We start from the raw sequence: 21,577 nt of genomic DNA on the forward strand, positions 1-21,577 counted from the left end.
CCTAAGATTATAAGATAAAATGTCTTTTAAATCCCCCATTATTGAGAATAAAAATCCTGAACCAAATAAGCGTCAATTATTAACAATATTTTTTCTATTTGGGGGAACATTAACTTTTTTAATTTTCTTAATTTTTTATTTATTTAATCAACTTATTTATTTAGTTCCTGTTGAGGTTGAGGAAAAAATAGGCAATTTAATTATTGAGCAAATTACCCCTAAACAAGAAAACTCAAATATATCTCAACAACTGAATGTGCTTGTTGATGAAATCGAAACATTGCTACCTAATCAAAATAATGTAAAAAGAAACTATCAAGTTATTTATATTCCTGAAAATACAGTCAATGCCTTAGCTATACCTAGTAATAAAATTATAATTTATGAAGGACTATTAAAAGAATTAAAATCAGAGAATGAGTTGGTGATGATTTTAGGTCATGAAATAGGACACTTTGCCCATCGAGACCATTTAAAAAGTTTGGGAAATATGCTCTTATTTAAGTTAATAATTAGTTCAATTGTTGGTGATTTAGATATTTTTAATTCTGGAGTTGATCTAGCTCATATTCTCGTTAATGCTCGATACTCTCAAAGGCAAGAAATGAAAGCAGATGAATTTGGATTAGATATTTTAAATAAATATTATGGTCATGTAGGAGGGGCAATCGCATTTTTTGAAACTTTAGAAAAGCAAGAAAACAATTCAAATAAACTGTCCTTTTTCTCTAGTCATCCGTCTCCCCAAAATAGGATTAAAAACCTACAAAAAATTATGGAAAAAAAAGAATATATCGAAAGTCAACCACAAGAGCTTAACATCTTACAACATTAAAAACGGTGACGTTATATTAATAAATATGAAGTTATTTTAAGGTTTTTCCCAAGAAAAATATATAGCTGAAAGTATTTGACAACAAATATAAAGTAATCCTGACTTAAATAAGTTAAATAGAAGAAAAAAAATATTCTAATTGTGAAAAAATCATATAACCTAAAGAGTATAGAGAGTATTGAAAATAAATTAAGTATGATTAAGAAAACTACATCCGGGCTATTTCGTAATAATTCTGCGAAAGAAGAACCTACCATAAGAGTAGAGGACGATCGCACCGGGATGAGTTCAGAAACCTTAAAAAGAGCGTTTTTGGACAACTTGTTTTATATTCAGGGCATAAATCGTTCTGATGCTAGTAATTACGACTATTACGTCGCTTTAGCTTATACCATAAGAGATAGATTACTACACCGTTTCTTAAAAACTACAGATACCTACAAAAAAAATCGCACCAAAATAGTGTGTTATCTATCCGCAGAATTTTTGATGGGTCGTCACCTAGGCAATAATTTAGTTAATCTCGACATTTACCAAGAAATTGAAGAAGTATTAAAAGAATTAGGACTAGACTTAGAGGAATTATTAGAACAAGAACCAGACCCCGGATTAGGAAACGGCGGTTTAGGAAGATTAGCGGCTTGTTTCTTAGATTCTCTGGCTTCTTTGGAAATTCCCGCCATTGGTTACGGGATTCGTTATGAATTTGGCATTTTTTACCAATTAATTAGAGATGGTTGGCAAGCAGAAATTCCCGATAACTGGTTAAGATTTGGCAACCCTTGGGAATTACCACGCCCCGATGAAACTGTAGAAATTAAACTCGGTGGCCACACTCAAGGTTATCATGACAGTAAAGGACAGTATAGAGTATCTTGGATTCCCGATCGCACCGTTGTCGCTATTCCCCATGATACTCCCGTGCCAGGTTACAAAACCAACACCGTTAACCCCTTAAGGTTGTGGAAAGCAGAAGCGAGTGAAGCCTTTAACTTTGAAGCCTTTAACGCAGGAAACTACGATCGCGCCGTTGAAGAAAAAATCAACTCAGAAACTATCTCCAAAGTTCTTTATCCTAACGATAACACCCCTGCTGGAAAAGAATTAAGACTAGCACAACAATACTTCTTTGTCTCTGCATCTTTACAAGACTTAATCCGCTTACATCTGCGCAATAACTCCAGTTTAGATAACTTCCACGAACGCTTTGCCATTCAGCTTAATGATACTCATCCAGCCATTGCCGTTGCCGAATTAATGCGTCTATTAATGGATGAACACGGTATGGAATGGGGACAAGCATGGGATATTACTCAAAAAACCCTTTCCTATACTAACCATACCCTGATGCCAGAAGCCTTAGAAAAATGGTCAGTTAATCTGATGGAAAAACTCCTTCCTCGTCACATGGAGATCATATACCATATCAATCACCTTTTCCTCGAAAATGTACGCTCTTGGTATCATGATAATCAAGAATTAATCGATCAAGTATCTCTGATTGAAGAAGGAGAAGAGAAAAAAGTCCGCATGGCAAACCTTGCTTGTGTGGGAAGCCATGCTATTAATGGAGTTGCGGCTTTACATACCCAACTACTCAAACAAGACACCCTCCGCTCCTTTGCCTTTATGTGGCCTGAAAAATTCATCAACAAGACTAATGGTGTCACTCCCCGTCGTTGGATTTTACTCAGTAATCCTCTATTATCTAAACTTGTCACTTCCAAAATTGGCGATGGTTGGTTAAAAGACTTAAATCAAATGCGTCAACTAGAAAAATTTGTTGATGATGCACAATTTTGTCGTGAATGGCGAGAAATCAAACAAGCCAATAAACAACGTTTAGCCGAATACATCTTCAAAAAATTAGGTATCGAAGTCGATGTTAATTCCATCTTTGACGTACAAGTGAAAAGATTACATGAGTATAAACGTCAACACCTGATGGTACTCCACATAATTGACCTCTATAACCGCATTAAACGCAACCCAGAAGCAGATATTTACCCTCGTACCTTCATTTTTGGAGGAAAAGCGGCTCCGGGCTACTTTATGGCGAAATTAATCATTAAGTTAATCAATAGTGTTGCTGATGTAGTCAATTTTGATCCTGATGTGCGAGGACGTTTAAAAGTAATTTTCTTACCTAACTTTAACGTTTCTCTTGGACAAAAAATCTACCCTGCCGCCGACTTATCAGAACAGGTTTCCACTGCAGGAAAAGAGGCTTCCGGAACTGGTAATATGAAATTTGCCATGAATGGAGCGTTAACTATTGGTACTTTAGATGGTGCTAATATCGAAATTCGAGAAGAAGCTGGAGAAGAAAACTTTTTCCTCTTTGGTTTAACCGCCGAAGAAGTCTATCGTCGCAAAGCAGAGGGTTACAATCCGTATCATTACTATGAACAAAATCAGGAATTGCGGGATGTAATCGATCGCATCAAAGATGGTACATTTAGTCATGGTAACACCGAACTATTTAAGCCCATTGTCGATCACTTACTCTACGAAGATACCTATATGCTCTTAGCAGATTACCATTCTTATATAGAATGTCAAAAACACGTTGCTATGACTTATAAAGATCAAGAAAAATGGACAAGAATGTCTATTCTTAACAGTGCCAGAATGGGCAAATTTTCAAGCGATCGCACCATTAAGGAATATTGCGATGAAATCTGGAAAGTCAGTCCCGTCAAAATTAAACTAGAATCTTAGGGATTTGGGGTATTAGGGTGTTAGGGAATTTTTAAAAGTGGGTAGAGGTTGAATATATTCAACCCGTAGTAAGTAGTAGGGAGAAATTAACCATTGTCTGTTGCCTGAGAGACCAAGAAGTCTATCATTCTTAATCAGTTTTCAACACATTGCTGACGGGGAATTAATGATTCTTTTGCAAGGGAAATAAACCAATCACGTCTGATACGGCGAAAATCCTCCGATTGTAGAACAGAGTTAACTAGATTTTCCCAATTTTCATCCTTTGATAAAATTAATCCGTATCTTTCACAGGTTAAAGGGATTTCTGGCACAATACTTAAGGAGGAATTATCCTCAATGGGTATTCTGTTTAATATTGCCTCTCCTAAAAGAAGTATCCCATCATTAGCAAAAGCGTCAATTCTTTCTTGGTTAACCGATTGAATACCCCGTAAATTACCCTTTGCTCCTTGGAAAAGTTCTAATTGGGCAAGGGGATATTTTTCTTTAATTAAATTTTCTGTGTTGGTGTAGGCTAAAACCCCAATGGTTAAATCTTTGCCATCGGAATTGAGAATAGAAGAAATGCGATCGCGCCTTGTAATTAATTGAACACCCGAAATAAAGAAAGGTTCAGAAAAAGTAACCTGATCATATTCTGGAAGACTTCTAATAGAATTAGGACCACATTCAAGATAAACAACTTTGTCTTGTACAATATCGAAACGATTATAAAGCCCAGAGACTAAAAGATTGATCGAGATAATATTTCTCTGCTCTCTTCTGATAATTTCTTCCCTAATTAACTGTACTAAACTTAAGCAAAGTCCTTCTAAACGACCATTATCACGGTAGCCAAAAGGAATTGCATCATTTCTCACCCCTACTTTTAACACCCCCGTGCGATTAATTTCTTCTAAAACTGTCTCCCCCCTAGCGACAGAAGGGGTTAAATAACCCCCTCCAAACCAACAAAAAAGGGAAAAAGACAGTAGTAGTTTAGATAACTTAATACTCATGAAGCCTTTTTATTCATCTGCTCAGATACTTTTTGAGAAGGAGTTAGCTTTTGTTGATAAACCTGTTGGCGGCCATTGCTGACGATTCTCAACATTTGTGCTAAATCTCTTTCTAACCTTGATAATACCTGATCTGCATAAACATCCGCTTCATTTTGAATTTCTTCCGCTTCAGTGATGGCTTGTTGTCTAATTTTGACGGCATCTTGTTGTATTTTTTGCCTAATTTGTTCTACTTCAGCGACAGTTTTTTGCTGTAAATTTTCACAGTCTTGTTGAACTTGTCTTCTAATTTGATAGGCTTGACTTTCTGCTTGTTGAACAATTCTCGATTCATCTAAAAGTTGACTAGCTTTTCTTTGGGCATTTTCAACTATTTTTTGAGCATAACTTTGAGCATCCGCAAGAATTTTTTGCCTTTGTTGTAAAATTTGGGTTGCTTGTTCAAAACAGTCAGGAAGATTAATCCTAATTAAGTCTAGTTGATTTAATAAAACATCCTCTGCCATAAGAGTTTTACTAATGAAAGGAATGCGAACACCACTTAAAATGAGGTCTTCTAATCTATCTAATTCTCCTGTTAAATCAAATCCCATTTCTTCCACTTGGGGGGGAGTTGTTCCGTTATTAGACATATTGGGGTTGCTTTGAGTGACAATAGAGTTTTCAGTCATGATTTTGCAGTATCTTCCCTATGAGTTTATCAATTTTTCACAAAACTTTATGGAAATAATAAAACTATATATTAAAGTGATGAAAAAAAAACATTGATAATCAAATCTTTTTGACTTATAAGTTATAAACAAATTTGACTAATCAATGACAATATAGACAAGATTCAAGAAAGAAATTAAGAAAAACACAGATTATTAACTATGTAATTTTTACTTATGATTCTTAAATATTATTTTCTAATTGATAAACTCTTTATTCCACTTCTTCTGCTTCTTTGGGATTTAATAATCCTGTGGGGGGATTAACTTCGATTCTGCCATTTTCTAAATCGACAATAGGCACTATTTCTTCCACAAAAGGAATTAATATTGTTACGGGTTTAGGTTTTTTTATTTTGACTTTTTTTCTTTTTGAAATGCGACTAATTTTCGATATATCTGGTTCTTTTTCTTCGGTTTTAATTTCTGGTTGTTTATGCAATTCTACTTCTAAAATGTCATTTCCTGCACTTAAAATATCAATTACAACACCTATATTTTCTCCTGTTTTTTGATTATAAACTTCTAAATTGATTAAATCAGCAACATGATATTCTCCAGGTTCTAGGGAAGGTTTTTCTGTTTTTTCTACATATAATATCGATCCTTTTAGAGTTTCTGCTTGGGTGCGATCGCATACTTGTGCTAATTTGATAATAAAGATATTCTTCCCGGGTATTTGTCTGCCTTGAAGTAAATCCACTGGTTGAGGTTGTTTTTGAGAAGGAGAAGTTATCCACCGCACTCCCGCCGTTTCAAATCTTTCGGGAAAATCTGAGTCTGTTTTTACCTTTAACTCTCCTTTTAATCCTTGAGGTGCAACAATTGTACCGATTGCAATTAAATCTTTAATCTCCAATTTTATATCCTGATTTACCTTATTATTTACATAGTCTCATTTTTATTATTAACGATCGCATCATTGTTAAGCAATATTTTTCTGAGTTTTTTTTCGTGGTTGTGCATAAACCTAATTTTTGGACTGGATAAAGAAATAGACATAAAGATTAAGGTATTGCGAATCATGATAAAATCAACTGTTGACAATCTTTTCACTTCTATTTTTTGCCATGAAACTAACTCTGCGAGTTTAATTATCAAGTTTCTTTTGGTATTGGAAACAGAAAAACTAATTCCTCTGTTTAACATTTCTACTGATGAAAATAATCAATCTCCCATTGATGCAGTTGTCACTAATCGTCAAAATGAAATACTTTTAGTTAGAGATATTATTCAAGAAACCCAAGAAAAATCGAATTTACCAACCTTATTTTTTGGCTCAAATTTTTCTATTAATCTAGCTCAAGGATGGCGTTTAGGAGTAGTAGATAATCTAAAATTTAGCACTTTTTTAATTTTTACTCAAGAAGGTTTAATCTTAGAAAATCCTGAACCTTATTTAAGTTTTCTTCCCCACCATCGTCAAGAATATTATGCTCAACTATCAGAAAAATATAGTTTTATTCCTTGGGATTATTGGCAAAATATTACCCTTAAATTTGCTGAAGATAGACCAGAATGTACTCTAATTTTAAGCCATGATAAAAATCATTATTTACAAGTTAATTTAATTAACAATTACAATTCAGAAGCCGAGCAGATTGAAAGCCAATTACCTTTAATTTTTTGTTATTTTATCTTAAAAAGATTTTGGCAATATGTGGAAGAATTCCGTCAAAAATCCTTTTTTATCTTTAATCCCCATGATTTTCTCTATTTAGACTGCGATCGCCTTTCTTATTTTATTAATAATGTGTTAAAAAACATCGATATTACAGAGGAGGATTTAGACCAATTAATTAGAAGTTGTTAAACAATCAAAATTAACTAATCTTTTTTCATCACAGAGCCTAATATTTTAGTTTAAAAAAGTAATAAGTAGAATAAAGGTTTCAGGTTACAGGTGTTCGGGGTTCGGGGTTCGGGGTTCGGAGTTATTAATTATCATCAACTATTTACCTTTGCCCCTTGCCCTTTCACTCCCTGACAAACTCCAGAGAGAAATCATTACCGATCGAGTTTCTTTTTGTTTATGATAGAGGGATATGTTATAACTGGGCATTTTTGATTTTATTATGACCAATCAGCCAGATAGAATTATTATATTTGATACCACTTTAAGAGATGGAGAACAATCTCCCGGGGCGAGTTTAAATGTAGAAGAAAAATTAAATATAGCCAAAGCCCTATCCAAATTAGGAGTTGATGTTATTGAGGCAGGATTTCCCCATGCTAGTCCGGGGGATTTTAACGCTGTACAAAGAATTGCGGAAACCGTAGGCACGGAAAATGGCCCCACTATTTGTGGTTTAGCAAGGGCAACTAAGCAAGATATTAAAAGTGCAGGAGAAGCCCTTAAACCTGCTTTTAAACGCAGAATCCATACTTTTTTAGCTACCTCTGATATTCATCTTGAGTATAAGTTGAAGAAAACCAGAGCTGAAGTGTTACAGATTGTGCCTGAAATGGTAGCCTATGCCAAAACATTTACTGATGATGTAGAATTTTCCCCTGAAGATGCAGGAAGAAGTGATCCTGAATTTCTCTATCAAGTTTTAGAAGCTGCGATCGCATCTGGGGCAACGACAGTAAATATTCCCGATACAGTAGGTTACACAACCCCTAGCGAATATGGTGCATTAATCAAAGGAATTAAAGACAATGTGCCGAATATTGACCAAGCAATTATATCTGTGCATGGACATAATGACTTAGGTTTGGCCGTTGCTAATTTCCTCGAAGCAGTGAAAAACGGAGCAAGACAATTAGAATGTACCATTAATGGTATCGGTGAAAGAGCAGGAAATGCTGCATTAGAAGAATTAGTTATGGCTCTCCATGTGCGCCGTCAGTATTTTAACCCCTTCTTGGGTCGTCCAACTGATTCTACCGAACCTTTAACTAACATTGATACAAAACAAATTTACAAAACTTCTCGCTTGGTATCTAACTTAACTGGCATGATGGTGCAACCCAACAAAGCTATTGTGGGGGCGAATGCCTTTGCCCATGAGTCAGGAATTCATCAAGATGGCGTTTTGAAAAACCGTCTCACCTATGAGATTATGGACGCAGAATCCATCGGTTTAACCACTAACCAAATTGTATTAGGTAAGCTATCTGGTCGTAATGCTTTCCGTACCCGTTTACAGGAATTAGGCTTTGAATTGTCCGAAGATGATTTGAATAAAGCCTTCTTGCGTTTTAAAGAAGTGGCAGACAAAAAACGGGAAATCACTGATTGGGATTTAGAAGCCATTGTTAATGACGAAATTCAACAACCCCCCGAATTATTCCGTTTGGAATTAGTACAAGTTTCCTGTGGTGATCATTCTTCTCCTACAGCGACAATTACCCTGAGAACCCCAGATGGTAAGGAGTTGAGCGACGCTTCTATCGGAACTGGTCCCGTGGATGCAGTTTATAAAGCCATTAATCGAGTGGTAAATATCCCCAATGAATTAACGGAATATTCAGTCAAATCCGTTACTGCTGGTATTGATGCTATGGGAGAAGTTACTATTCGTCTTAAACATGAGGGTAAAACCTATTCTGGTTATGCGGCGAATACAGATGTTATTGTTGCTTCTGCCCGTGCTTACGTCAGTGCTTTAAATCGTCTTTATGCGGCTTTAGAAAATAGAAAGGAAAATCCCGATTTAGCTTTGGCTAATCAGTAATTGGCTCTTAAATTTGCTCTTAAGACTATTTTTGAATAGTGAATGGATTTTAGAAGGGGAATTTGCTCCCCTTTTTTTATTCAAAAACTATGGGAAAATAATGGTAAAAGTAGGGTGACAAAATAGTAAACTAATGGTGCAGTAAATACATAACTATCAGTGCGATCGAGAATTCCGCCATGGCCAGGGATTAATTGCCCAGAATCTTTCACTCCTGCATCTCTTTTCATCATCGATTCCATTAAATCTCCTAACAGGCTAACCACTCCGATTAATAAACCCAAAAAAGAACCAGTAATTATCCACGCATCCCACTGCAATAACCATGCCCCAACTAAACCCACCAAAATACTTCCTGTAATTCCTGACAGAGAACCCTCAACAGTTTTTTTCGGACTAATATGAGATAGTTTAGTTTTACCAAAATTCTTCCCGATTAAATAAGCACCAATATCAGCCGCCCAAATACAAGCCATTGCCATAAAAGTCAGTTTAAGGGCATCAGGAAAACTACTAATATCAAAAGGATGTATGGGAAAATAACCATCTAAAGGTAAGTTGTGAATATTGGGAATAGACTGGGCATAAGCAGTATTTTGATCTAAACTAACTCTTAAACGTATCCAATAGCTAGGTAAATATCCTGCATAAAACAGCCCTAAAATAGAAGTTGATATATCAGCAATGGTTGCTAACTTCGGCTGAAAGAGCAAATAAAAACAAATTAACGCCCCTGCAAGGGCAAAGGTTGCATCCGTTAAATTAGGAATAAAAGTAGCAGTAATTAGTAATAGTTGAGAAACTACTAGAGTGGTTTTTGCGGCAGGTTCGATTCCTTTAGCTTTGACTAAACGAAAATACTCTAATTGGGCGAGAAAGACTATCACACCAAAACAGATGGTAAAATATAAACCCCCCAATACAATCATTATCAAAGCAAGGGCGATCGCAACTATAGCACTAATAGTTCTGGCATAAGGCATATCTTAACAATTGACAACATATTTGGGACTAATCCTTTATTCTACCTTAAAATTTAAGACAATTAGGATAATATTCTCTTTAGTAATAGATAAAATAACATGGTGAATAACTTTGATCAAATTTCCTTACTATTGCGTCAAAGTACCATCGGAAAACATCTTCCGCAAAATCTTTATGTGCATATTTCGACTTTAGATTTTTTAGATCAATATATTCAAGAATATGAATTAAAAGCGAGAAAAATTATTAATAATATAAGCACCTTTACTCTCATTAAATTTAGCTTAAGTGAACCAAAAATATCCTATTTATTTTATCCTGAATTTTTAACTAATCCTCATCCTCCTTTAGCCAAAAGTATTGTCGTTAATTTAAAAGATTTAACAACCAAAAATATAGAATATTCTCAAAGTAATAATCCTCCCATTCTACACCGCAAAGAAACTTTTTTAACCCCTAACTATCCAGATTATCAAAAATTTGCATATCTAACCCATCTTGAAGAAGAATTAGGACTATTAGATAATCCTCGCTACATCGGAACTCAAAAACAATGGGAGCAATTATTACAGGATAATTTTATTAGTTTTTCTGATCATTTTTTAATTTGCAATCTTGATGATAATCCAGCAGAATTTATAAAAATTAAGCGTCATCGTGCCGCTATGGTGAGAAATAGACTTTCTCGTCCTGTAAGATTAGTTTTAGAAGCAGGTTTATTTGCAGAAAAAAATAGTTTTTTTGACTATGGTTGTGGGCATGGTTTAGATGTTGAAATAATAAAAGAAAAAGGCTTTATTAGTCATGGATGGGATCCCTATTATCAGCCTTATAATTCTTTAAAAAAAGCTGATATTGTTAACTTAGGTTATATAATAAATGTGATTGAAAATGTCACAGAAAGACGAGAAGCATTAATCAAAGCATGGTCATTAACAAAAGAAATATTAATTGTTTCTGCTCAAGTTCTAATTGACGATCGCACTTCTGGTTATATGATTTATGGAGATGGTATTGTTACCGAGAGAAATACTTTTCAAAAATATTATGAACAAGAAGAATTAAAAAATTATATTGAACAAGTTTTAAATGAAGAAGCAATCCCCATTGGCTTAGGAGTATTTTTAGTTTTTAGAAATGTAGAAAAAGCTAATAATTTTCGTCTTTCAAGGTTTCATTCACGGGTTAAATCTCCTCGTATTTTATCCCCAGCCAAAAAATTCGCTGACTATGAAGAATTATTAAAACCATTAATGGATTTTTATAGTGAAAGAGGAAGACTACCTCAAAAAGGGGAGTTACTTCAAGAAGAAAAAATTAAGGCAGAATTTAGAACTTATCGACAAGCATTTAAAGTTATTTTACAAGTAACAGACCAAAAAGAATGGGATAAAATCGAAGATCAAAGAAGACAAGATATATTACTTTATTTAGCCTTAAGTCGTTTTAGCAAACGCCCTACTATTAGACAACTATCTTCTACACTAAAAGCAGATATAAAAAGTTTATTTGGTAGCTATCAAGGAGCTTGTTTTTTAGCAGATGAAATGTTAATAACCCTAGGAAATTTGGAAATTGTAAGAAAAATTTGTGAGGAAATGACATTTGGTAAACTTTTTGAAAAAAGCTATTTAGTACATATTAATAATTTAGATAACTTACCTACCTTACTAAGATTATATGAAGGGTGTGCCAGTAGAACAGTGGGTAGAATGGAAACGGCAAATTTAATCAGATTCCATCTCAATATTCCTCGCATTAGTTATTTATATGTTCCTAATTTTGACACAGAAAAAGAACCAATTTTGTTTTCAACAATGAGTATTGATTTACAAGATTTGCGGGTAAAATATCGTAATTATGATAACGAACCAAATCCACCAACAGTTAAAGATAAAGAAAAACTGATACTGAGAGATTTACAATAACTTCTGAAAAAATAGCAAGGGGCAAGGGGCAAAGGGCAAAGATGAATAGTTGATAATAAATAATATTACCCCGAACTCCTAACTCCTACTTATTAAATATTCCTAATTCTTTGGTGTCGAATGGTGTTAATATTTTGTAACAAATAAATTATTTACAATAGTCATTAAAATTAAAAGTTTATCTATGTATTATTTTCCAGAGCCTCCTTTAGGGTTATTGTTTTTTGGTTTTTTTATTGGTGTTACTTGTGGTTTAGCTTTTGAATCAACATTAAAACAACAGGTTAATATTTGGATGAAGCGGGGACAAAAAAATAGAACATCTGATATGAGTGCGATGTCTCGTCTAACTTTACCATTTTTTGGGGTTTGTCTCGGAATTTGTATTTTTCTAGCGGCGGGTTTGGAAATTTTTACTTATAACCGTGTTATATCCTATCTTATTTCTGGGGCTTTAACTCTTCTAATTGGTGGTTTAATTTGGAATCAATTACAAAAACTGATTATTCAGTTATTAGAAGGAGGCTCAAAAGCTCTCGATTTAGATGCTTTTTACTAGAAAACCGAAGTTACACACAATATAACCTCTGTTATTCAGTAAGAATATCCGATAAGGTTAGGTGTCAGGTTGCAGGTTGCAGGTTACAGGTGTTAGGGAGATGAGGGGAGAGGGGGAAGTAGGGGCTTAGGGTTTGGGGTGGTAGGTAGGGGTTGAATATATTTTTAACGTCAGTTCGGATTAAGGCAATTTTATCGTTATTTCTAAGAAGAAGCTATAAGGTTTTCTGACTAGGAGATAATGCTTTCAGCTTATCCAAAACTCAGGTTAACAAGTACGTAACGTCAGTTAATAAAACTATTTTCTTCTAATAACTTTTCTGCGTCTGTACCCAAGATAATGGTAATGTCAGAATCAATATCTCCTGTAGATGAATATTCTAATTCACCAAAATTTAACACCCTTTGAATTTGTTGGGCTGACTCATTATCCCCTTTCTGGACAATAATTTGAGTGGTAGCGCTGGGAATAGTAGATTTTTGACTAATGTAAACATTGCGATAACCGTTTTCTCCTAATAATTCTGCTAATTTATCATCTAATTGTCGGTTGGGAGTAGCGTTTTTGATGGCTATACGGATACGACTGGGAGAAGGGCGGTTATATGGGGTTGCATTTTCTGTTTGTAAGTATTCTTCGATAACGCTTTGCTTATTTTCCTCGGAAATTAGCCAATAACTTAGTTGATATTCTCTAGGATAGCTTGGACGTCCGGGTAACATTAACATTCTAATATCTTTTTTGTCTAAACCAAGGGCAAAACCTGCTAGTGTCATTATTTGTGAAGATGTTAAATCTGTGTCTATTTCTTCTTGCAACAAGTCAATTATTTGTGGTGTTTTAAATATCATTTGGGGCGATCGCATCTTGTCACCCAATGCTTTCAATAGTATTTGTTGCCGTTGTACCCTACCTATATCCCCTAAATTATCATGACGAAAACGAGCAAACTGTTCCGCTTCTTCTCCATTTAAGACTTGTTTTCCTTGTTTTAAATCAATATATAATCCTTGAGTGCGATCGATATATTGCATATCTACAGGCACATAAACCTCTACACCCCCAACCAAATCCACTAACTTTTTAAATGCGTCAGTAGTAACCCTGATATAATGATCCACTGTAACGCCGTTTAAATTATCTTGGATAACCTCTTTGACTAAAGGCACTCCCCCTCTTGCATTTGCCCCATTAATTTTTGTATAAGCCCCATTGGGTAAACGCACACGGCTATCTCTAGGAATAGATAGCATTTTTAAGGTATGAGTATCAGGATCTAATCGCACCAGTAACATTGTATCACTACGACCAGTGAATTTATCAACACCCTCGGCATTAGGCACTCTATCAATACCCATTACTAAGATATTAGTTGACTGCTCAAGAGGTGAAGTAAATAACGCTGACAAACCAAAACGTTTTAAAGCCTGTACTTTTTCCATAAAAGGCTCTATATTTACAGGCAAAGGGCTTTTCAATGCTACTGTCATACCCACAAAACCCGAAATAGCTGCAGTGAGGGTAAAACATCCTCCCCAAATAAAGCCCTGTAATAAAGGAGAAACTGATTTTTTCACGGAATAGGTGTTTTTTATTTTAGATTTAGAATTATAGGATTGACGTGCCAATTTATTTTCGGGTTCAAAAATTGAGATTGTTTTTGTGGTTTAGCTCACTGATACATATACCATACTATAGCCACCTTAAATAACTTCGTCAAAGAGAATTTCTTGACAAATTCAATTATAATTTTTCTGGAAGTGGGAAATAGATATTTAGTAAAAACCTAAATTTTTCACATCATTTTGGGCTTATAACCAGATTTATGAACAAGTATGATAAATTGTATTTTGTATAAAGGAGCGATCGCACTTTTTCTTAATTAAGTGAACTCAACCTCACTATAATCCTTACATTATAATTTTTACTTTACTTTTCAGGAATGAGTAAATTTTAGAAATTTCCTCAATATTACTGCATAATTTCCATTTTGGATACTGATAGATGAATAGGAGGAAAAATTATCCTTCCCTTTATTCCATGAGATATTTTGTGAAGTTACTATGAGAAAAATTAAATTAAAATGTCCATAATATTAGCATTGTAGGGAAAAAAGTTATGTTAAACAAAATTATTTGTCAAGAAATTGAGCGTATTGCCAAGGAAAAAGGAATAGAAATTTCTCTTTTAAAAGAGTTTGCTAACTTCGTTATTATTAATCAAAAAACGAAAATAACCAAGAAAAAAGTAAGTAAAACAAAAGGGAAAAAGCCTCTGTCTATGACAGCAATAAAAAAAGCTGTTTTAGATTATTTTCAAGTGAAAGATACTAAAGATTTACGTAAATCTTCTGAGTTTAAATTAGCCACAGAAAGCATGGATTTAAACTTTCGTCAAAAAGAATCATGGGAAACTCTCTATCGGGAATTCGTTGGTATTTTGCCTGAAGAAGAAGGAGAAGAAGGAGTTAACTGTATCAATGGCATTAATATTTTCAAGTATTTTCGTCCTTGGCGAGTATTTGGACTTAACCCTAAAACTGCAACCGAAAAAGAGATTAAATCTGCTTATCGAGAATTATCAAAAAAATATCATCCAGATAATCCAGAAACAGGAAGTGCTCAAATTTTCGATCGCATCAACACTATGTATCAGTCAATTTTACCTAAGACATTTCAGAGTTAATCATGACAAAAGAAAAAAATTTATTTACTATTTCTGAAGAAGAATTAACAAATGCTTTAGAAATTTCCTTAGAGCGTTTAGATGAAATCATTGATTTTTTTGATTCTGATCCAGATGATGAATGGGATTTACAAGAAAATCAGGATTATATTTTTCTCAATAAAAACAAAAAAATTAGGAAATATTCAACTAACGGAGCGTTAAAAATTGCCACCTATTTAGATACCCATGAAAAGAGAGGAATTATTGCCCAAATAAAAGAATTTATTACAGGACATCGCCGAAAAATACGTAATGCTTTAGCGAAAAAAATCATTTTAGAGGAATTAAGTGATAATGACAAAATTATACAAGTAAATGGTCGCTCAATGATTCAAAAACAAAGCCTAAGAAGAATATTGGCAACCAGTGGAGCAAGATTAAATAAAGCCATAGAAGACTTAAGACAATCGGAAAAACCATTAGAAGCAAATGTGGATTTTACTGAAAGAGAATCACTAAAAAACAAGACAAAAAAAAGAAAAAATAACCAAGATAATAGCGAAAATACAGTATTTGAACTGTGGTTTTCTGGCAAAGGTTCAGTAAGAATTGCAAGAGAATTAGGCGAAAATTTAAAAGATAAATCTCGCCAAAAAATGTGCATGGCAGTAAGCCAACAAATTGAACCTGTTTTACAAGAAAAAGAGCGGAAAAAATTAAGATTTAATAAAGATATTGAAAGTGCGAAAAATAGAGCTAAAAAAAGAGATAAAAATACTTGTCAAGTTACCTTAGTTCATAAAAATGACAAGAAAATAAATGCGATCGCAGCTCATCATTTGTATAGTATCAATAAATATACCCATTTAGCTACATCTATCGATAACTTAATCACCATTGATGAAAGAATACATAAAGAATTTCATTTAACTTGGATGGGAGGCTATGATGTGGAGTGTACAGTTCAAGATTTTATTGATTTTATCACAGAACGTTATCCTGAACAGGTAACAGAAGAATTACTTGATCGCCTTTTTCACATTCAAAAAACTTTAAAAATTTGAGAAAAAATACAATGATAATTATGAAAGATACTAAGACTTGCTCTCATTTTTTACGGGGTATTTGATAATTTTTTACTTTATAAATAGAAAAACAATAATAACAATAAAAAACAAATAAATATAGAAAATAAGATAGGTTTTTTCGTTTGTTCCCATCCCATGCCTTGATGATTGATATAACTACCATCAATAAAACCAAATAAAACGAACAAAATGAATAAAACAAAAAAAGTTATTAATAGACAAAAAGCAATAAGTATTTTCCCAAACAACATTGTAGTTTAAAAATCTAAAATAATTTGCTCAATAATATTTTCTTTTAAATCCTTCCCCCAGAACGATGATAACTTATTAAAAATAGATTCTTTAAATTTTTTAATAATTGCTTTATGTTCTTGAAACTCTAATTTTAGCCGAAAAACCTTTTCAGAAATATGTTTATGAGAATTAGTAATGGCAAAAATATCTAAATTAATTAGAGAGAGTAAACAATTATTTATATTTTCACTTTCAATATCTGGATAAATATTATTAATATTTTCTAATAGAATATCTAAAGTATATTCATCTGTTAAACAGGCAACAGCAGAAGTAATCTTTAAAAAATCTTCTGAATCAATAATTTTAATCCGAGGATTATTAATAGCTAAAATTGATTGATAGTTTTCTGAAGAGTGTAGAAAATTATCGTCTAAATAGGGTAAAGGTTCAAAGTTTTCAAGAATAGTATTTTTAAGAGCTAATTTAGTTTGAAACTTATCGGAAGTAACAATTTTTAAATCAGTATCCTTACAGATATATTGTAAAAACTGAATGAATTTAGGTAAACCAATTTTATGGGGATCAAAATCTTCTATTCCATACTTAAATGCTTCTTTTATTACTGATAAATGTATTCCAGAATGAGATAACTCTCTAACTGCTTCTTTATCCTGAATAAACCAATTTAAAATAATCTGTGATTTCTTAATTATTTCCTCTCTATTATTACTAGATAATCTGTCCAAAGATTGAGACATTTTTAATACTAAAGGATTAGTAATTTTTAAATTTTGCTCTACCTCTTTTTTCTCTTCTGTAATATTTTCATTTTCTTCTTCTGGGTCATCTATACCGATAAAATAATCACACATGGATTCTAATACTTGATTAGTTGATGATTTGTAACCACAGGCAATAACATATTTACCATATTCATGTAACTTTCTTGCAACAGCAGAAAAACCACCATCCCCAGAAACAATCACAAATATATCAATATTATTTCTCACATAAGCTAAATCGATCGCATCTACAGCTAATTGTATATCGGCGGCATTCTTTTTTTGATAGTAAGAAAAACCAAATATTTGTACAGGCTCAATACCTAATTCATTAATTTCTCTTTTCATCACCGACAAACGAGAATCGCTCCAATTAGCATAGGCTTTCTGCACTAAAATTCTCTTAACTTTGGGGATTTTTTCTACTTCTTTAAATATATTTTTTAAGGAGATGCTATTAATATAATTTTTAGGCATATTATAGCCTTTCAAAAGATTCTCAACATCATAAAAAATTGCTGTATTTCCATTCATGAAAAAAAATTAGGTAATCGTTAGATTGATGAGAGCGAGGTGTTAGGGTGTTAGGGTATTAGGGAGAAAATAATTAATTACCTTTGCCCTTTGCCCCTTGCCCTTTTCTTAATTATTTAAAGAGATTTTATGGTTTTTAAGGCTTCATCCACATGGGCTTTAAAATCCATCATTGAATTAAAGATATGTCTGACAATTCCTTCTTTATCAATAACATAGGTGACTCTACCGGGCAATAAAAATAACGCATTTGGCACACCAAAGAGTTTTCTTACTTTTCCCTGACTATCACTAAGTAAAATAAAGGGTAATTGATATTTACTGGCAAATTGTTGATGAGATTGAGGAGAATCACTACTAATACCGATTACTTCCGCCCCTGCTTCTTTAAATTCTTCATAGCTATCTCTAAAGGTGCAAGATTCTATGGTGCAACCGGGGGTGTCATCTTTAGGATAGAAATAGATAACGACGGATTTTTTCCCTAAAAATTCACTCAAACTAACGTTTTTTCCGTCCGCAGAGGGTAAAGTAAAATCGGGAGTGCGATCGCCAATTTTTAAACTTGTCATATAATTAGAATTAATTGCGATAATAATAAGTTAACTTAATAATCAATTGTATCGAAAGACTGGTAAGAGTTAAGATAGAAAACGGACGTTTAAGAGTATTAGATGAAAAACAGACTTTCTATGAATCTCATTTTTGCCTCATTTTATCGTTTTTTGCCCTTAGAAAACTTAGAAGATTTACAGACTGAATTTTTGCATTGGTGTCAAGAAGGAGATATAAAAGGAACTATTTTAATCGCCAAAGAAGGAATTAATGCTAATATTGTCGGAGAAAAAGAGCCGCTAAAAGAAGTTATTAAAAAGATCCAAAAAAAACTTAATTGTGATGAGTGGGAAATAAAATATTCTGATGTGGAAATAATGCCTTTTGCTAGAATGAAAGTCAAAATAAAAAAAGAAATCATCACTTTTGGTATTTCTGAAGCTGATCCTAATAAACAAGTGGGAACTTATATTAAACCTAAAGATTGGAATAATTTAATTTCTCAACCCGATGTAAAATTAGTAGATACCCGTAATGAATATGAAGTTCAAATCGGCACTTTTAAAGGAGCAGAAAATCCCCATATTGACTCTTTTACAGAATTAAATAAATATATTGAAGAACATTTAAACCCAGAAAAAGATCAAAAAGTGGCGATGTTTTGCACTGGAGGAATTCGTTGCGAAAAAGTGACGGCGTTAATGTTAAGTAAAGGTTTTAAAGAAGTTTATCATCTACAAGGGGGAATCCTTAAATATTTACAAGAAATTCCCCCAGAAGAAAGTCTCTGGGAAGGAGAGTGTTTCGTATTTGATGAAAGAGTGGCCGTTAAACATGGTTTAGAGAAGGGAAGTTATAAATTGTGTCCTGAAACTGGAGAACCAATTCCTGTATAATCTGCAATCTGTCAGGAGTGGCTTTAAAGCTGTTTTCGGGAAGATTAGATTAGGAGTCAAGAGAAATAACTATTAATCATAATTCTTCATTCTCAATTCTTTTAACTGACTTGTTTATGTCCGAGTTTGAGGAAAATAGTTTCTAAATCTTCTTTCTCACAATGGAAATCTGCGATCGCAACTCCTGCTGTGATCAAATTTTTTAACAACAAGGCACTATCTTCCTGATTGCCTGTAAATTCTAATTTATATCGTTGTCCATCCGCTAGTTTTTCCCATGCTTTGACGGTAGGACAATTTTTTAATTCCCCAATGAGTTTGTCTTCTCCTTCTAAAATGGTAATCAGTATTAATTGACGGCTCAAACGTTGATATAATTGGGCTAAAGAGGTGCTTTCCACCAAAAAGCCTAATTCCATTATTCCCACCGATGTACACAATTCCGCTAAGTCTGATAAAACGTGAGATGATATTAAAATCGTCATTCCAGCCTGTTGCAGTTGTTTGATAGTTTCCCGAAAGTCCATCCTTGCGATCGGATCTAGTCCAGACACAGGCTCATCTAACAATAATACTACGGGTTGATGAATGATAGTTCTAGCAAGGCTTAACCGTTGTTTCATCCCCCTAGAAAGAGTTGCAATTTCAGCATTGCGTTTATATTCTAACTGCACTAATTCCAACACATCAGCTAAACGGCGGTGTCTTTCCGAAGCAGGTATATTGTACAATCTCGCAAAATATTCAAGGTAATCAATCACCGTTAAATCATCGTAGAGGGGAAAATCATCGGGAAGGTAGCCTAAATATTTTTTCAGATGGGAGTTACTATTATCCGTTAAGAGGCGATCGCCATAGAGATAAATTTCCCCTTTAGTGGGAGTTTCCGCCGCCGCTAACATCCTAATTAAAGTTGTTTTTCCTGCACCATTAGGACCTATTAAACCATACACATCCCCTTTTTTTATCTGTAAATCCACATCATTGACAGCAATATGTTTATCAAATCTTTTCGTTAAGCCAAAGGTTGTAATAGCTGTTTCAGGAGTGATTATCTGTTGCATAATATTAAGATCTGAAAATAATCCTAGTCTAATGGGTATGTAAAGGTTTAGATTGAAAGATTGTAAATCAAATCAATCAGTTATGATTTGTGAGAATTTCCCCTTAACTTTCCCCTTATTAAAAATTTTCCATTAATTTCCCCCCTTATTAAGGGGGGTTAGGGGGGATCTAATTCCCATGAATGATTATTGATTGCTATATTTTAATTATTTATTAACAATTCCATCATGACAACAGTTGAGACTAATTCCGAGAAAATTGTTCCCACTTTACCTCCAGAAGATGCCAAAGCAAGGGTAAGTGAATTTATGAAAACTATACAAGACGAAATTTGTGCAGGATTAGAAGCCTTAGACGGCAAAGGTAAATTCAAAGAAGATAGTTGGCAAAGAGAAGAGGGAGGGGGGGGAAGATCCCGTGTAATGACTGATGGAGATGTGTTTGAGCAAGGCGGAGTCAACTTTTCCGAGGTTTGGGGTAATCATTTACCTCCCAGTATTTTAAAACAACGTCCTGAAGCAGAAGGTCATTCTTTTTATGCTACGGGTACATCTATGGTTTTACACCCCAAAAATCCCTATATTCCCACAGTACATTTAAACTATCGTTACTTTGAAGCAGGTCCTGTGTGGTGGTTTGGTGGTGGTGCGGATTTAACCCCCTATTACCCTTTTGCGGAAGATGCCAAGCATTTTCATTCTACCTTCAAGAAAACTTGTGATCAACATCATCCCGAATATTACCCCGTGTTTAAGCGTTGGTGTGATGAATACTTTTTCTTAAAACACCGCAACGAAACCAGAGGAGTAGGAGGACTCTTTTTCGACTACCAAGACGGTACAGATCCGCTATATAGAGGACCTCATCCCGATAAAGCCGCCGCTACCTATAGTAATCAATTACCCTCTCAACCTCAACGCAGTTGGGAAGAACTTTTTGCCTTTGTGCAAGATTGTGGTAGAACATTTTTACCTGCTTATGTACCCATTGCGGAAAAACGTCGTGACACGGAATACGGAGAAAGAGAGCGTCATTTCCAACTATATCGCCGAGGTAGATATGTAGAGTTTAACTTGGTTTATGACAGAGGTACAATTTTCGGCTTACAAACCAATGGTAGAACCGAATCGATTTTGATGTCATTACCTCCCCTAGTGCGTTGGGAATATAACTACAAACCTGAACCTAATACTCCCGAAGCACAATTATATGATGTCTTCTTAAAACCCCAAAATTGGGCGGAATGATAAGATTTATTAATAAATAGAGATTTTGTTAAGAAAAATACTAAATAATTGACATATAAGGGGTTATAACCACCTGAGTTCGAGG

The 21,577-nt window shown here is 33.9% G+C and carries 19 protein-coding genes; 10 read left to right on the plus strand and 9 right to left on the minus strand.

All coding sequences use genetic code 11. The annotated features are described in order from the left end of the window. Window positions 1–19: 19 nt before the first annotated feature. The gene (locus Dongsha4_RS06690; protein WP_330204921.1) at window positions 20–835 is read left to right on the plus strand and encodes a M48 family metallopeptidase; all 816 of its coding nucleotides are present in this window, start codon (window positions 20–22) and stop codon (window positions 833–835) included. Window positions 836–1,030: 195 nt separating this feature from the next. After that, on the plus strand, window positions 1,031–3,556 hold the full coding sequence (locus Dongsha4_RS06695) for a glycogen/starch/alpha-glucan phosphorylase (protein ID WP_330204922.1): 2,526 nt from the start codon (window positions 1,031–1,033) through the stop codon (window positions 3,554–3,556). Window positions 3,557–3,690: 134 nt separating this feature from the next. On the opposite strand, the gene Dongsha4_RS06700 is transcribed toward Dongsha4_RS06695, so the two are convergent. The 4 genes from Dongsha4_RS06700 to Dongsha4_RS06715 form a co-directional block, all read right to left on the minus strand. Next, window positions 3,691–4,557 (minus strand): transporter substrate-binding domain-containing protein, encoded by an 867-nt coding sequence (locus tag Dongsha4_RS06700; protein WP_330204923.1) that lies wholly within the window; start codon window positions 4,555–4,557, stop codon window positions 3,691–3,693. Continuing rightward, on the minus strand, window positions 4,554–5,231 hold the full coding sequence (locus Dongsha4_RS06705) for a DivIVA domain-containing protein (protein ID WP_330204924.1): 678 nt from the start codon (window positions 5,229–5,231) through the stop codon (window positions 4,554–4,556). The genes Dongsha4_RS06700 and Dongsha4_RS06705 overlap by 4 nt, the downstream gene beginning before the upstream one ends. A 253-nt stretch (window positions 5,232–5,484) precedes the next feature. After that, window positions 5,485–6,129: a ribosome maturation factor RimM gene (gene rimM, locus Dongsha4_RS06710; protein WP_330204925.1), complete on the minus strand. Its 645-nt coding sequence runs from the start codon at window positions 6,127–6,129 to the stop codon at window positions 5,485–5,487. A gap of 26 nt (window positions 6,130–6,155) precedes the next feature. After that, window positions 6,156–6,296: a hypothetical protein gene (locus Dongsha4_RS06715; protein ID WP_330204926.1), complete on the minus strand. Its 141-nt coding sequence runs from the start codon at window positions 6,294–6,296 to the stop codon at window positions 6,156–6,158. Here Dongsha4_RS06715 and Dongsha4_RS06720 point away from each other — a divergent pair. Together Dongsha4_RS06720 and Dongsha4_RS06725 are read left to right on the plus strand one after the other, a co-directional pair. Further along, window positions 6,295–7,083 (plus strand): hypothetical protein, encoded by a 789-nt coding sequence (locus Dongsha4_RS06720; RefSeq protein WP_330204927.1) that lies wholly within the window; start codon window positions 6,295–6,297, stop codon window positions 7,081–7,083. The two genes, Dongsha4_RS06715 and Dongsha4_RS06720, sit on opposite strands and share 2 nt — an antisense overlap. A gap of 262 nt (window positions 7,084–7,345) precedes the next feature. Beyond that, window positions 7,346–8,950, plus strand: coding sequence for a 2-isopropylmalate synthase (locus tag Dongsha4_RS06725; RefSeq protein WP_330204928.1), 1,605 nt, complete (start codon window positions 7,346–7,348; stop codon window positions 8,948–8,950). A gap of 80 nt (window positions 8,951–9,030) precedes the next feature. Here Dongsha4_RS06725 and Dongsha4_RS06730 read toward each other — a convergent pair whose 3' ends face one another. Further along, on the minus strand, window positions 9,031–9,933 hold the full coding sequence (locus Dongsha4_RS06730; protein ID WP_330204929.1) for a phosphatidate cytidylyltransferase: 903 nt from the start codon (window positions 9,931–9,933) through the stop codon (window positions 9,031–9,033). A 99-nt stretch (window positions 9,934–10,032) separates the two neighbouring features. Between Dongsha4_RS06730 and Dongsha4_RS06735 the strand changes: the two genes are divergently transcribed. Beyond that, window positions 10,033–11,862, plus strand: a complete 1,830-nt coding sequence (locus Dongsha4_RS06735) for a DNA phosphorothioation-associated putative methyltransferase (protein WP_330204930.1) — start codon at window positions 10,033–10,035, stop codon at window positions 11,860–11,862. 184 nt (window positions 11,863–12,046) lie between these two features. Next, window positions 12,047–12,421 (plus strand): hypothetical protein, encoded by a 375-nt coding sequence (locus tag Dongsha4_RS06740; RefSeq protein WP_015219507.1) that lies wholly within the window; start codon window positions 12,047–12,049, stop codon window positions 12,419–12,421. Between the two features lie 284 nt (window positions 12,422–12,705). Here the strand turns inward: Dongsha4_RS06740 and Dongsha4_RS06745 are convergent, their stop codons facing one another. Then, a complete protein-coding gene (locus tag Dongsha4_RS06745) occupies window positions 12,706–13,998 on the minus strand; it encodes an LCP family protein (protein WP_330204931.1) in 1,293 nt (430 codons plus the stop codon). A 541-nt stretch (window positions 13,999–14,539) separates the two neighbouring features. Between Dongsha4_RS06745 and Dongsha4_RS06750 the strand changes: the two genes are divergently transcribed. Then, window positions 14,540–15,106, plus strand: a complete 567-nt coding sequence (locus tag Dongsha4_RS06750; protein ID WP_330204932.1) for a J domain-containing protein — start codon at window positions 14,540–14,542, stop codon at window positions 15,104–15,106. Between the two features lie 2 nt (window positions 15,107–15,108). Further along, a complete protein-coding gene (locus Dongsha4_RS06755) occupies window positions 15,109–16,152 on the plus strand; it encodes a hypothetical protein (protein ID WP_330204933.1) in 1,044 nt (347 codons plus the stop codon). A gap of 281 nt (window positions 16,153–16,433) precedes the next feature. Here the strand turns inward: Dongsha4_RS06755 and Dongsha4_RS06760 are convergent, their stop codons facing one another. After that, the gene (locus Dongsha4_RS06760) at window positions 16,434–17,729 is read right to left on the minus strand and encodes an NYN domain-containing protein (RefSeq protein ID WP_330204934.1); all 1,296 of its coding nucleotides are present in this window, start codon (window positions 17,727–17,729) and stop codon (window positions 16,434–16,436) included. Window positions 17,730–17,845: 116 nt separating this feature from the next. After that, window positions 17,846–18,301: a peroxiredoxin gene (locus tag Dongsha4_RS06765; RefSeq protein WP_330204935.1), complete on the minus strand. Its 456-nt coding sequence runs from the start codon at window positions 18,299–18,301 to the stop codon at window positions 17,846–17,848. Between the two features lie 102 nt (window positions 18,302–18,403). On the opposite strand from Dongsha4_RS06765, the gene Dongsha4_RS06770 reads away from it, so the two are divergent. After that, window positions 18,404–19,180: a rhodanese-related sulfurtransferase gene (locus Dongsha4_RS06770; protein WP_330204936.1), complete on the plus strand. Its 777-nt coding sequence runs from the start codon at window positions 18,404–18,406 to the stop codon at window positions 19,178–19,180. Window positions 19,181–19,281: 101 nt separating this feature from the next. Here Dongsha4_RS06770 and Dongsha4_RS06775 read toward each other — a convergent pair whose 3' ends face one another. After that, entirely contained in the window at window positions 19,282–20,235 is a 954-nt protein-coding gene (locus Dongsha4_RS06775; RefSeq protein WP_330205398.1) for an ABC transporter ATP-binding protein, read from the minus strand. Window positions 20,236–20,472: 237 nt separating this feature from the next. Between Dongsha4_RS06775 and hemF the strand changes: the two genes are divergently transcribed. Continuing rightward, window positions 20,473–21,492, plus strand: coding sequence for an oxygen-dependent coproporphyrinogen oxidase (gene hemF / locus Dongsha4_RS06780; protein ID WP_330204937.1), 1,020 nt, complete (start codon window positions 20,473–20,475; stop codon window positions 21,490–21,492). The last annotated feature ends 85 nt before the right edge of the window (window positions 21,493–21,577 follow it).

This window comes from Cyanobacterium sp. Dongsha4, assembly GCF_036345015.1.
Taxonomy (GTDB): Bacteria; Cyanobacteriota; Cyanobacteriia; order Cyanobacteriales; family Cyanobacteriaceae; genus PCC-10605.

Bases quoted from the DNA above. Each gene is read 5' to 3' on its own strand.
- Dongsha4_RS06690 (WP_330204921.1), top strand. From the start codon at position 20: ATGTCTTTTAAATCCCCCATTATTGAGAATAAAAATCCTGAACCAAAT.
- Dongsha4_RS06695 (WP_330204922.1), top strand. From the start codon at position 1,031: ATGATTAAGAAAACTACATCCGGGCTATTTCGTAATAATTCTGCGAAA.
- Dongsha4_RS06700 (WP_330204923.1), bottom strand. From the start codon at position 4,557: ATGAGTATTAAGTTATCTAAACTACTACTGTCTTTTTCCCTTTTTTGT.
- Dongsha4_RS06705 (WP_330204924.1), bottom strand. From the start codon at position 5,231: ATGACTGAAAACTCTATTGTCACTCAAAGCAACCCCAATATGTCTAAT.
- Dongsha4_RS06720 (WP_330204927.1), top strand. From the start codon at position 6,295: ATGATAAAATCAACTGTTGACAATCTTTTCACTTCTATTTTTTGCCAT.
- Dongsha4_RS06715 (WP_330204926.1), bottom strand. From the start codon at position 6,296: ATGATTCGCAATACCTTAATCTTTATGTCTATTTCTTTATCCAGTCCA.
- Dongsha4_RS06725 (WP_330204928.1), top strand. From the start codon at position 7,346: ATGACCAATCAGCCAGATAGAATTATTATATTTGATACCACTTTAAGA.
- Dongsha4_RS06730 (WP_330204929.1), bottom strand. From the start codon at position 9,933: ATGCCTTATGCCAGAACTATTAGTGCTATAGTTGCGATCGCCCTTGCT.
- Dongsha4_RS06735 (WP_330204930.1), top strand. From the start codon at position 10,033: ATGGTGAATAACTTTGATCAAATTTCCTTACTATTGCGTCAAAGTACC.
- Dongsha4_RS06740 (WP_015219507.1), top strand. From the start codon at position 12,047: ATGTATTATTTTCCAGAGCCTCCTTTAGGGTTATTGTTTTTTGGTTTT.
- Dongsha4_RS06750 (WP_330204932.1), top strand. From the start codon at position 14,540: ATGTTAAACAAAATTATTTGTCAAGAAATTGAGCGTATTGCCAAGGAA.
- Dongsha4_RS06755 (WP_330204933.1), top strand. From the start codon at position 15,109: ATGACAAAAGAAAAAAATTTATTTACTATTTCTGAAGAAGAATTAACA.
- Dongsha4_RS06760 (WP_330204934.1), bottom strand. From the start codon at position 17,729: ATGAATGGAAATACAGCAATTTTTTATGATGTTGAGAATCTTTTGAAA.
- Dongsha4_RS06765 (WP_330204935.1), bottom strand. From the start codon at position 18,301: ATGACAAGTTTAAAAATTGGCGATCGCACTCCCGATTTTACTTTACCC.
- Dongsha4_RS06770 (WP_330204936.1), top strand. From the start codon at position 18,404: ATGAAAAACAGACTTTCTATGAATCTCATTTTTGCCTCATTTTATCGT.
- hemF (WP_330204937.1), top strand. From the start codon at position 20,473: ATGACAACAGTTGAGACTAATTCCGAGAAAATTGTTCCCACTTTACCT.